The following is an 11523-nucleotide window of genomic DNA, read 5'->3' as shown; positions in this document are numbered from 1 at the left end:
CGATCTGCTCGCGGAGGATGTCGCCGTGACCGGCATGTCTGGCGAATTCTTGAATCATCAGAAGCAGTGTCCATCGCATGGAAACAGTGCCCTCGACAGGAAGGTCGATGGTCTCGTCCAGGCCGAAACGTAAGGCGATTCGGCGTGATTTACTGCTGGCTCGTTCGAACTCGGCAATGACCTCTACCAGCGTCTCGTGGTCGCTGACGGTGAAGGTGCCTTCGTCACGGCGCGAGTAGCCGTCGCATTCGGATTCACTGAGTCCGGCCCAATGCCTTTGGAACCAAATCCGTTCCGCGGCCGCCGCGTGCTTGATCAAGGTTATCGGCGTTGTCAACGACGGAACCAATTGTCTGCGGGCATCAATCTCGGACACGCCCTGCACGGTGTCGATCAGTGCTCGTCGGTTGTGGTCGAGCATGCTGTCGATGATGGATCGATCGGCGCCGAGTGTAATCATGTTGTCCTGCATTGTTTTTTTGTTCCTTCCGGCTATGTGTGGGGCTTGCGTTGGGTGAGGGCGAGGTGTGACCGCTGACCAGTGAGGGGAAATCCGCCGACAAGTGGAGGCGCCGATACCAAAGGCGCTGTTGAGGGGGCGGTCGGAGTGGTTCGAAGCGAGCGGCGCATCACCAGAAGTGAGACGGGGCGCAATATCAACACCGCAACGTCATGCTGATCGGTGGAGAGCCGAAGCTTAGCGCTCAAGCTGTTCGGTGGGCCGTCTTTCGGTCGAACTTCAAGCAAAGCCTGAGCTGCCTCCTGCGGCTACGAATGTGCGTTTTGACGATCGTCTATCGAGACACCCCAAGGCCAAATTGATTTGTCGGTTTCAGAAGACGACTGCGCTGATTGCAGGCGTTTCGTAGGTGAGTGCACTCGTCTTCTGACATTCTGATGTCAGAAGTGCGGTGCACGGTCACGCGAAGCTTTCGGTGGCGGGGAGGCTTGTGGTGGACCCGGACAAGCTCGATGTCGTGGAGACCGGTGTGCTGACGGCGTCAGGGGAGCGGTGGGCACGGGCCGAGGCTCGATTCGCCGTGTTGGCACCGATGTCGGAAACGCATCCAGTGCGTCTGGAAATGATCGATGATGTAGGGCAGCAATTGGGGCTGTCGCGGCGACACGTCTACTCGTTGCTCGCCAGGCTTCGGAACGGGGCGGGTACGGTTACTGACCTGCTAACACACGTGTCACCGGGTGGTCGAGGCAGTGGCCGGTTGCCCGCCGAAGTCGAAGAGATCATTGGCGATCACATCGCCCGGTACTTCCTGCACCGTCAAAAGCTCAGTGTTGCTGCTCTGCATCGACGAATCGCGCTGGCCTGCCACCGCGCTGGTCTGCCTGTGCCAGCCCGGAACACCGTCAACGCGCGCATCACTGCATTGCATCCGGCATCAGTGGCTCGCTCACGCGGCGGACCGGACGCAGCCCGCCCGCGTCAGTCCGCCGGCGACGTTTCACCGCCGGTCACAGGCATCCTCGATCAGGTTCAGATCGATCACACCGTTGTCGATGTGATGATCGTCGAAGAGTACGAACGCCAGCCGATCGGTCGCCCCTATCTGACGATCGCCATCGATGTTTGCAGCCGTTCGGTTCTTGGGTTCGTCGTCACCTTGGAGCCGCCGTCGGCGGTGTCGGTCGGACTGTGCCTCGGACGTGTGTGCAGCGAGAAACAGACGTGGCTGGAGGCATGCGAGCTGGCCGAGCAGGTGCAGTGGCCGATGGCCGGTAAGCCCAAGCAGTTATATCTCGACAACGCCGCCGAGTTCAAAGGCGAAGCGCTGCGCCGCGGATGCGCCCAGCATGCGATCGCCCTCGAGTACCGTCCGCCTGGCCGGCCGCACTACGGCGGGATCGTCGAGCGCATTATCGGAACGGCCATGACGGCTGTGCACGAGCTGCCTGGGACCACCTTCTCGAATCCAGCGGACCGAGGAAGTTACGACTCGGACAAGCACGCGGCGTTGACATTGCGCGAGTTGGAGCGCTGGCTAGTGTTGGCCGTCTCCTCGTATCACGGAGCCGTCCATTCGGGGCTCGGGCGCACCCCGGCAGCGATGTGGGACAGCGGAGTCGCCGCAGACGGTCGCGCCCCTCTCACAGTGCTCGGCGAGACTGCCTTCTTGGTGGACTTTCTTCCCGTCATCCGGCGACGGTTGACCCGCACCGGGTTCGTCCTCGATCACGTGCACTACTTCTCCAACACGCTCAAACCGTGGATCGCACGAAGAGAGCACCTGGGACGGTTCATCATTCGGCGTGACCCACGCGATTTGAGCAGAATCTGGGTCCTCGAACCCGACGGCGTCGGGTATGTCGAGGTGCCGTATCGGACGATGTCACACCCAGCGGTGACCCTGTGGGAGCACAGAGCTGCCACCACAAGGCTTCGTGAGCAGGGACAGTCGAACGTCGACGAGAGTGCACTGTTTGCGACGATCGAGCAGATGCGCGAGATCGCCGACCGGTCGCAGAAAGCCACCCGCAGAGCTCGCCGCAACCGCGCGCGTCGCGCGCACTTCACCGATACCGCGGATGTACCGGGGCCCGTGGTGCACCCGCCGGACAACCGGCCAATGGACGGCGCAAACGTAGTGCCGGTGTTCAGTGACATCGAGGAATGGTGAGGCCCTCATGACGTCCAGCCCGACGAGCGACACTGAACCGGCAGAGGTACCCGATGCGGTTCTAGGTCACCTGAGGGAAGCGGTCCGCCCGCTCGCGGCCCTCGACGGGCCGGACCGAATCAGGATGATCCGGTCCGAGAGGTGGATCGGGTATCCGCAGGCCCGCGCCGTCCTCGACCAGTTGGAGACATTGCTTGCTTGGCCGGACCGGCAACGGATGCCGAACCTGCTGTTGCTCGGTCCGACAAACAACGGCAAGTCGATGATCATCGAAAAATTTCGGCGCACGCACCCAGCGGCTAGCTTGTCAGACCGAGAGCAAATCCCGGTGTTGTGCATGCAGATGCCCCCAGACCCCTCGCCTGGTCGGTTCTACCTCGCACTGCATACCGCGTTGGGAACACCGACCCGTCCACGCAATCGGGTCCACGAACTCGAACAGCAAGCGTTGACGCTGCTTCGCGCCACCGGCGTACGCATGCTGATCATCGACGAGCTCCACAATGTTCTCGCCGGCCGCGACAACGTCCGCCGCGAATTTCTCAACGTGTTGCGCTTCCTCGGCAACGAACTCCGCATCCCACTCGTAGGCGTCGGAACCCGCGACGCCTACCTCGCCATCCGCACCGACCCCCAACTGGAAAACCGCTTCCACCCGATGACCCTGCCGACATGGTCTAACACCACCAACACCAGATTGCTGCTGGCCAGCTTCACCGCGAGCTTTCCCCTCCGCAAACCCTCGCACCTGACATCCCCGGAGATGACCGACTACCTTCTCACCCGCTGCGAGGGCACCATCGGCGAACTGGCAACTTTGCTCACGGCCGCCGCTGTCACCGCCGTCGACAACGGAGAAGAAGCAATCAACTCCTCAGTCCTCGCGCGCACTCCGTACGTAGGGCCCACCGAGCGGCGTCGCCGATTCGAACGCCACTTGGCGTGACAGCACGGCCAAGAACGGAATGCGGGGATGACCGTATTCGCCCGCGGCCGCTACACCCGGCGCCACGGCCCGGCGAATCGTTGACGTCGTGGCTGAGCCGCACGTGCGAGGTGTACTCGCTGACCAACCCCGCCCACCTGCTCACAGGCTTCGACATCGCAGCACGCGACCTCGACCGCTACACAGCCGAGCCGATATTGACCGCGCTGGCCGGACGGGGCGCGGTCCCGGTGGAGAGGTTGCGGCTGATGACGTTGGCGGGGTGGACGCCGTGGCTGCTCGACAGTACGGACCCGGTCGGCTGCGACTTCGATACCTACGTCCACCAGTTCTCGATCCTGCTACCAGCTGATCTGAGCATGGAGGATCGACGACGCCGGACACCCACAGACGACGCATGGCTGCCCTGGGTGAGCGCTATGGGTAACCGGGCATGCCCGACATGCATCGACAGCCTCGAATCCTCCGCCGACATCACAGTGCGTTTGCTGCAGCAAACCTCGGTGCTGAGCAGCTGCCTCGACCACCGCTGTCGACTCGAACCCTGTTCTGTCCTCCCCGGCCACGCAATCTTCTGGGATCAGGTCCGGTTCGGTTCGGACGAACGAGTGCCACCCGTTCCAGTGCCCGCAGCGGTCACGGAAATGGATCGGCGTACCACCGCGGCTCTGACAACGGGATGGGTGGACCTTCGCCCAGGCCGGGTGCATGCCGCAGTCTGGTTTCGGCTTCTCCGCACTGTCGTCGACGAAGTGTCCACGCCCTTGTGCCGCACGGGCCGCTGGGCCACGAGACTCGTGGCGATCTGGAGGGTCGCTGGTTACTCGCGGCCGCCGAGGACCGCACGGGTGCCATTCGAAGGCCTGCGCGGGGACGAGCAGGCGAAAGTGCTCGGCGCCGCCGCTGCCGCCGTCACGATGATCGAGAACGGTGAGATCGACGCGGGCGGTGCGCACGCATCTCTGCTGTGCCCGCGTCCGTACGAGCCGGTCGATCCTGGAACGGCTCCTACACGCTCGTACTATCCCGCACCTGAGCGCGATGCTTGGGCCGAGGTGCACGCTGCGGCCGAGGCAGCCATCGCTGCAGCCCGCGTCGATCCCACATCAGCCAGGTCGTTGTACAACTTCCTGCGCTGGGGATGCCGCACAGCGAGGGAGCTGGATGAAACGGTGCAACTGTTCGTCGACCACGGGATCCCGTTGCAACATCCGCCGACGTAGCTCTCCGGATGGGGTGAGGCTCGTCCCGCAACGCACACGCGTCGACAGCCCAGAAGACCGATTTTTGGCCGGAATCGTAGTCACCCACAGTCTATGTGCGGTGAACAACGAGAATTTTCCTTCCCGGCGAAGAACGGGGTCACTCGCACAACACTCGTTGACCGACGCAAGCTGAAACCGTCCGTTTGGAGGGTCCGCTTGATAGATCCACCAGACCGTAGGTTCTGGCGGCAATCGCGCGATGTGTCGCTCCCACGAACGATTGAAAGTCGCAACACGACCGGGATGTCGATGTAAGTATTCGCAGGCCAGGCCAGGCCAGGCAAGGCCAGGGGGTCACTACGGAATCTGCGCGCCGAGACATGCGACACCCCGAACTCATGTCAGTTCCTCCACGTCGACGAGCTCTGCAATCTTGTCTGCTATTTCTGCCATCGATTCTTCGGCGGTGCTCAGGCCGCTGCGAGAGCCGAGCAAGGGGCTGACTTCCCTCAAGTCGTCGTACGTCGTCTCGTGCACAACGGGGATGAGCTGGTCACGCGCCAGGAGCTCCGACAGCTCCTTGTCGGCTATTCCTTCCGACTTGAGGCGCTGCAGGAGGTTAGGGGTGACCAGTACAATCCCGGCGCGAGATTTCGCAAGGCCCTTGTCTATTGCGCGGAGGAGCGGCACGCCGAGTGCAACATTCTTTTCACTGAACCAGACCGACACTCCATTGGCCTCAAGCAAATCGCTAAGTTCTTTAGCCGCGCCGCGCCGGTCGTCCCAGGCGTGACAGAGAAAAACGTCGAAGTATTCAGGATGGGCCAAGGCCTGGATCTCGACCACGCGCCGCACCGGAGTCAGTGACTTCACCTCGGCGGGCGTGTATGTCACGGACGAGCTGCTTGTCGACCAGCTCGGCCGCGTCCTGCCGCTTGATGCACGTCCGCTGCTTACGCTGGCCAAAGAGCTGGTAAGCGGTTGGTAGATCGGCGGAGAGTAAGCCCTCGGTGCGTAAGAACCGTAGCCGCTGCTGCGACCGTGTACTGGGCAGGCGGCGGCCCCACTCGCTGTGTGATGGCCCCGTGACGGTGCTGTGCATCCACTCATGGACTGATGATAGACAGCGCCTCTGACATTTTTGGGTACATGCTCGTTGACGTGTTCCAGAAACGTTTGCGGGAATCCGCTGCTCGCCAACGATGCGTACCAGCGACCAGCTGCGGAGGGTGACGAAACCGTACGCTTAAACCCCGCGCCTTGAAACCGCAAGAACCACGAATTCGGACGCGCCCATAGCGATCGGATTGGGCAACTCTGAATGTTTTGGTTTGCAACAGAGTTCACCGTTTAATTCCGTTGCTTCACCTCAATGTGGTTACCTCGGGCCATGATGGACGACGAGGGGCACCCGCTCACCGACAGTGAGCTTTTGAATCGAGTCCAGGAAATGGGGGCGCTGGTGATACGCCGCGGCCCAGTCGAAAGTCTGGACTTCACCACGTGGCGATCGCAGCTACGGGCAGAGGCGAAAGCTCGCGGATTCCGGATCCACACCCACCGGACCGGCGACGGCGCGGTCCTTGTCAGCAATCCCGACCACGTCGTCGACCCGCAGCGGCTACGAGCAGCAGTGAACGCGATATCTATCGAGTCCGACCCAGGCTCAACCGACCGACACTCCTCGCAATAGCGCGCTGCCACTTCGCGTGCGACCCGCGCGCACAGCAGCTCCGGGCTATTTCAGATAGCGATACAACGTCGACCGTGAGACGCCCACCACGTCGCGAATGTCTGTCAGCGACATACCACCGGCGCGCATTCGCTTGGCCTGCTTCACTTTCGCTTCCGACATCTGGCGGGGCCGACCGCCCGTCCGGCCCTGTGCCCGCGCGGCCGCCAACCCGAGGTGCGTCCGTTCGCGAATAAGGTTGCGCTCGAACTCCGCCAGCGCCCCGAAAATGGAGTAGATCAGCTTGCCGCCCGAAGTGGTCGTGTCGATCGACTCCGTCAACGATCGAAACCCCACATCATCCGATTCGAGATCCTCGACGGTCTGCAGAAGATGGGGGAGCGATCGCCCGAGTCGATCGAGTCGCCACACCACTAAAGTGTCACCCGCCCGCAGATGCGAGAACAGGTCCGACAACTCCGGCCGCGACGTCGTGACACCACTCGCCGTCTCCACCCACACCCGCGAATACCCCGCGGCGCTCAGAGCGTCTCTCTGCGCATCGACACTCTGCTCGGACGTCGACACCCTCGCGTACCCCAAAAGCTCGCCCATGAGCACCGAGTGTGTCAGAACTCAACGATATGAACCATTTTCCGCTCGGAGTTTTGAACACTACTTTTGACACATGGTCTGCTCGACGACGGCGTCTCGAAACCAGCATGGGTCAAAAACGATCGTTTACGACACACGCGACCTGACTCGGTCTGCGAAACCAGACGCAGCTGCACGTCAGTTGCCCGCCCAGCGGTCTAGCGAAATCGCTAGAATAAAGTCTGATGTATCCGCCCGTCGCCGTATGCACCGAAAGCGTCGCTGTTGCTCGATCTTGCCTCCGAGTTGGGGAATAACAAGCTTCCGGCCCGGTGATGCATGACGCGTTGTGCGCGTATTATCCTGTAGATGAACAAGAGTAAACTTCGTATTACTTTGGCGGCCCTAGCTTTTGGTTCATTTCTGGGGTTTATTTGCGCTGGCGTCTACGAACTTGTCCGGCCAGAGTCTCCCAAGAATTCCTACTACGTCTTACAGCAAGATTTTGAGAGACCTGTTGCTAGTGATGGTGAGCCAAACCTATTGACAACTGGCGCGTCATTTACTGACCTTGCGCCGGTTCCTGACGGTCAGCTTGCAACTTCCCCTTGGTTTCTATTTCCAGTTGTGGCGGGCGTTACGGCTGCCGCTGTAGGATTTAGTGCTGCTATTGCAGGCATTTCGCTTATTAAGGAGTAGTAGTTTTCAACAATGAAAGCTGTATCGGGCTCGTAAAATAATTTGATCGGTCTGCCGAATCGCTGTCCCGATGCTTTGCATTGGACGGAATGAGGCAATGCGGTCGTGGCGGTTCATTGAAGCCGAGTAGAATTTAAGGATGGCAAGCTCAGGGTTGGTATCTTTTTGGTCCGTCGATGAGGGTTGGGGTGTTATAGAGTCACCAGACACGCCCTCTGGGTGTTGGTTCCAATACAGCGATCTGTGGGCGCTTCGGTACCCGCCTTTGACATCAGGAGAGTCAATTCGCCAGTTCGACCGCAATCGTTCGGCTGTGGTCGGGGAGCAGGTCGAGTTTTGGTGGGAGAAAATTCAACAAGACGACTATATTTACCGAGCCGTTAATGTGCAACCACGCCGTATGCCGCCGAGAAGGGAAATTGAATATAGCGTTGGCGGAGTTGTAATGCCATGGCCTAGCGACAGGTTCGGAGAGCTTCCTTATTCGGGCCTGTGGACTGATGCGTTCAGCAGAACTATGGATCAGGAGTCGTCTTAGCCGAAAAATTATTTCCACGTATTCCGAATTTTGATTGCGTGCCCGTTTTGGTGCTTCATGTCGATTTAGGCGTGCGGCAGGAGAACCAGGACGAGCCACGGGCCATGTATGTTGTCGTGGGGGTATCGCCGTCTGAGCTAGGTCAACTGCGTTCCAGCAAAGTAGACGCAGGCTCGGGTTAAGATACGCGGCGGCGGGTCATGAAGACCGATAGTCGCAATTCACTTCACCAGCACGACTCAGGCGACGCCGAGCGTTCGTGTGATACCCAACGGTGCGCGACCGAAGGTACCCGCACGTCGAGTGCGGCTACCTTCGGTCGTATGCGGTCCCGAGTAGGTCAAACCCATGGGTCACCGGGAGCCCTGCATCTACCTACACCTCAGACGCAAATGTGCTGACATGTTTTAGCTCTGTCAACTCGCCAGCGATGATAGGGAATTTGCAGTTGCGGGCTGGTGCAAATCACCTCGAGCCCTGAGACATTCGTCAATGTAGGCGCCGTGATCACGGCGGTCATCAACTTCATCATCCTCGCTGCAGTGGTGTCGGCAATGGTCAGATCGAGTAGATCAGATCAGAAACTCGTAACCCATGACGTATCGAGCAATGGTTATGCCGTAACCAATGTTGCCGCTACCGGCCTGCTGCCTTGTCTTATTTTCGAAGGTGCAGCCCAACACCATCTGATAATCCGTGTTGTCATCATGTCTACTTTGAGAAATGTGGTAGCGATAATCAATCGGAACATTCTTATGCTTGTCTGAATTGTCCTGGATTAGGAATCTCCCTGTTTCGGCGTTGTACATGTATCCACTGCAATCCATCATGGTGTTAAACCCATAAGCAGCTTTACTCAGAATGTATGTCTGGGTTAAGTTCCATGAGGCGGTGAGAAGGCGAGAGTCCTCAACGCCGCGGCGCGCGTTGAAGACGCCCCTGGTCAGTGAGTGGCTATAGCTGTCACCAGCGTAGAACTGCACCTGACCGTCGCTTGTGACCGTGGCCCGACCGTCACTCTGACGCGCCAAGGGCTGCCCATTGGGATCAGCGGGGTCCGAAGCATATTGTGTTTCGACGTTCACGACATGATTCTGGAATACCTGTGCCGGTTCCCCGTTTTCGTTGTATTCGTCAGAACCGGGGTAGCCCCAAGTACCCGATTCATACCCGCCCAATGCCCACGAATTAAGGATTGTTCCACTGACCGGATGTGCTCCATACGTGGGGTGGTAGTAGATGACGCCGTTTTGGAAGCGAGCCATCTGTCCTTGGCCGTCCGGAAGCGGCGCGATCTGATCCTGAATGAGGTAGCCGAGGAAACTGGTGCCCGGCGTGAGGCCGCCGACGGAGTTGTATTTGTCGCGCAGGGGCCCGTTGATGAGGGCGGATCCGACGGCGTTCTGGAAGGCGACGTAGATGACGCCCTGCTGGAATTCTTGTCGGCGTCCGCCGTCTGGGAGGACGATCTCGTCGGTGGTCGGGTATTTGAGTCGCCCGGCTTCGTAGCCGTTGAGTTGCCAGCGATTGAGGAAGCTGTTGACGACGGGGTGTGCGCCGGTCGCCGCGGACCAGTAGATGGGTCCGTTGAGGAATTGGGTGCGTTTGCCGTAGCCGTCGGGGTTGGTGTACTCGGGGGAGTTGGGGAAGGAGAGGAAGCTGGCGGGTCCACCGAGTGAGTTGTACTTGTCGCGGATGACACCGCACACCTCGTAAGGCGATGGCCAATAGGTCTGGCAGCCTGCGGCAGCACGGGACATGCGCTGGCGGGCTTCCATGGTTTCGGCCTTGTCCGCATCTTCCTTGGTGAACGGCGCAGGGATCCCTTCACGGTCCGAGCGCATTTCACCGGGCACGACGGTTGCGCTGGGGTCTTCGGTCGGTGCCCAGTCCGGATCGGGCTCGGCGGTCTTGGACGATAAGTCGTCGTCCTCCGGTTCGACCGGTTCAACGGCGGACGGTTCTGCCGGGAGCGGCGCATCGGCCAACGCCGGAGTCGGTTCGGGAGCCGGGCTTTCCTGCGCGGGGGCCGGGGCCTGTGCGGGCAGCGTTGGGGCGACTGGCGGGACCACAGCAGAGGTCGTCGCCTCGGGAACTGCGGGGACGGTGTCGCACGACGGCGTCGGAGCCACCGTGGTGGTTGTGGTCGGTGGAGCTGTCGTTGTGGTCGTAGGCGCTGTGGTGGTCGGCGTCGAGCACGGATCCACGGTGGCCGGTGCACGCTGCGCCGGTACCGTGTCCCGAGCTGCGGATGGTGTCGGCGCCGGCTGGGCCAACGCACCAGCGGTACCGGATACCAAGAACAGTGCCACCGTGCCCGCGGTGAACAACGACTTTGTCGCTGAACGGGTTCGACGGCGTGGTGGCCGCAGAGGTCTGAACGAAATCGTCATGGATTTCCTTTATCTCGCATGGAGCGGTGCCCCGATGGGCCGCTTCCAGCATCCTTAATCAAATCCCACACGTTCACAACAGGGACAGTAAACACAAACGCCCCAAACAAACTGAACGGTTGCATCTGGTCGGAATTAACAGACCAAGTGGCCTGTCCGTAGCATTCGTCAAGGAATGGACACGTTTGGCACCCGAGAAACGTTGCTTAGCAAACTAAGTCGAGCAACGTGCGTGTGGCGGATCATTTCAATAATTCACTGTCCGAATGCCACGCGCTGCCTGCTACCGTCGCTGAAGTACTGCTGGCAGGTCGTCGCAGGTAAACACCGACCCAACGGTTGCTACAGGCACGTCACCCTCTACCCCTCCGAGAGCACGGACTTGTTCATGATTCGATCGACCCTCACCGCCGGTATCCGTGGCCTGCTAGTTGCAGGTGTTGTCGGCGGTTCCGCACTCGCAGCGATGGCTACGGCACAGGCCGCACCGGACACCGGATCAAGCACGGTCATTACCGTCGCCGCTGATTGCCAGTCCTACTGGCCATCCCCGTATCAGGTGTGCGGAGAGATCAAAGACCTATACAACTCCCTCGGCGCCGCGCAGAGCGCGCTTTCGTTTCCCACCGCAGCCGAGGTCACCAACCCCGATGGCAGCAAGTACAGCACCTTCCTGGGCGGAACCATCTACTGGTAACCCTCCACAGGCGCCTACGTCGTCTGACCGACATCGGCCGCTGAACGGGCATAATCCAGGGACCCATTGCCAGCGGTGAGCGCCGACCCTCCACCGGTCGCCGCTCACCGCTGTCCTTCGATCGACCTCACGCCCGAAAGGGGTCC

At 60.5% G+C, this 11523-nt stretch carries 11 protein-coding genes; 7 read left to right on the top strand and 4 right to left on the bottom strand.

Going from position 1 to position 11523, the window contains the following annotated elements; genetic code table 11:
• Positions 1-472: DinB family protein (locus BJI47_RS23020; RefSeq protein WP_088945421.1), on the bottom strand; the 472-nt coding region annotated here is incomplete at its 3' end.
• 517 nt (positions 473-989) lie between these two features.
• Between BJI47_RS23020 and BJI47_RS23015 the strand changes: the two genes are divergently transcribed.
• The 3 genes from BJI47_RS23015 to BJI47_RS23005 are packed head-to-tail and all read left to right on the top strand — an operon-like array spanning position 990 to position 4802.
• Positions 990-2633: a Mu transposase C-terminal domain-containing protein gene (locus tag BJI47_RS23015; RefSeq protein ID WP_368655918.1), complete on the top strand. Its 1644-nt coding sequence runs from the start codon at positions 990-992 to the stop codon at positions 2631-2633.
• A 7-nt stretch (positions 2634-2640) separates the two neighbouring features.
• Complete coding sequence (locus BJI47_RS23010) at positions 2641-3579, top strand: TniB family NTP-binding protein (RefSeq protein ID WP_088945855.1); 939 nt, start codon at positions 2641-2643, stop codon at positions 3577-3579.
• Positions 3576-4802, top strand: coding sequence for a TniQ family protein (locus tag BJI47_RS23005; protein ID WP_088945854.1), 1227 nt, complete (start codon positions 3576-3578; stop codon positions 4800-4802). The genes BJI47_RS23010 and BJI47_RS23005 overlap by 4 nt, the downstream gene beginning before the upstream one ends.
• 378 nt (positions 4803-5180) lie before the next feature.
• Here BJI47_RS23005 and BJI47_RS23000 read toward each other — a convergent pair whose 3' ends face one another.
• Positions 5181-5678, bottom strand: a complete 498-nt coding sequence (locus tag BJI47_RS23000) for a toll/interleukin-1 receptor domain-containing protein (RefSeq protein WP_254900761.1) — start codon at positions 5676-5678, stop codon at positions 5181-5183.
• A gap of 496 nt (positions 5679-6174) precedes the next feature.
• Here BJI47_RS23000 and BJI47_RS22995 point away from each other — a divergent pair, with 496 nt between their 5' ends.
• Positions 6175-6477, top strand: a complete 303-nt coding sequence (locus BJI47_RS22995; RefSeq protein WP_125458808.1) for a hypothetical protein — start codon at positions 6175-6177, stop codon at positions 6475-6477.
• Between the two features lie 45 nt (positions 6478-6522).
• Here BJI47_RS22995 and BJI47_RS22990 read toward each other — a convergent pair whose 3' ends face one another.
• Positions 6523-7071: a recombinase family protein gene (locus tag BJI47_RS22990; RefSeq protein WP_088945852.1), complete on the bottom strand. Its 549-nt coding sequence runs from the start codon at positions 7069-7071 to the stop codon at positions 6523-6525.
• A 348-nt stretch (positions 7072-7419) separates the two neighbouring features.
• Between BJI47_RS22990 and BJI47_RS23895 the strand changes: the two genes are divergently transcribed.
• A complete protein-coding gene (locus BJI47_RS23895; RefSeq protein ID WP_125458807.1) occupies positions 7420-7749 on the top strand; it encodes a hypothetical protein in 330 nt (109 codons plus the stop codon).
• Between the two features lie 1110 nt (positions 7750-8859).
• On the opposite strand, the gene BJI47_RS22975 is transcribed toward BJI47_RS23895, so the two are convergent.
• The gene (locus BJI47_RS22975) at positions 8860-10275 is read right to left on the bottom strand and encodes a hypothetical protein (protein WP_254900760.1); all 1416 of its coding nucleotides are present in this window, start codon (positions 10273-10275) and stop codon (positions 8860-8862) included.
• 118 nt (positions 10276-10393) lie between these two features.
• On the opposite strand from BJI47_RS22975, the gene BJI47_RS22970 reads away from it, so the two are divergent.
• Together BJI47_RS22970 and BJI47_RS22965 are read left to right on the top strand one after the other, a co-directional pair.
• Positions 10394-10738 carry a hypothetical protein gene (locus BJI47_RS22970; RefSeq protein WP_125458806.1) on the top strand — a complete coding sequence of 115 codons (345 nt, stop codon included), beginning with the start codon at positions 10394-10396 and terminating at the stop codon, positions 10736-10738.
• A gap of 330 nt (positions 10739-11068) precedes the next feature.
• Positions 11069-11377 carry a hypothetical protein gene (locus BJI47_RS22965; RefSeq protein ID WP_254900759.1) on the top strand — a complete coding sequence of 103 codons (309 nt, stop codon included), beginning with the start codon at positions 11069-11071 and terminating at the stop codon, positions 11375-11377.
• The last annotated feature ends 146 nt before the right edge of the window (positions 11378-11523 follow it).

The organism is Rhodococcus sp. 1168, from assembly GCF_002091955.1.
Lineage (GTDB): Bacteria > Actinomycetota > Actinomycetes > Mycobacteriales > Mycobacteriaceae > Rhodococcoides.
Note: the sequence above shows the minus strand (reverse complement) of the source record. Positions and strands in the feature narration are given on the sequence as shown.

Excerpts from the sequence above, each read along its gene's own strand:
- BJI47_RS22995 (WP_125458808.1), top strand. The coding sequence starts at position 6,175 with ATGATGGACGACGAGGGGCACCCGCTCACCGACAGTGAGCTTTTGAAT.
- BJI47_RS22990 (WP_088945852.1), bottom strand. The coding sequence starts at position 7,071 with ATGGGCGAGCTTTTGGGGTACGCGAGGGTGTCGACGTCCGAGCAGAGT.
- BJI47_RS23895 (WP_125458807.1), top strand. The coding sequence starts at position 7,420 with ATGAACAAGAGTAAACTTCGTATTACTTTGGCGGCCCTAGCTTTTGGT.
- BJI47_RS23010 (WP_088945855.1), top strand. The coding sequence starts at position 2,641 with ATGACGTCCAGCCCGACGAGCGACACTGAACCGGCAGAGGTACCCGAT.
- BJI47_RS22965 (WP_254900759.1), top strand. The coding sequence starts at position 11,069 with ATGATTCGATCGACCCTCACCGCCGGTATCCGTGGCCTGCTAGTTGCA.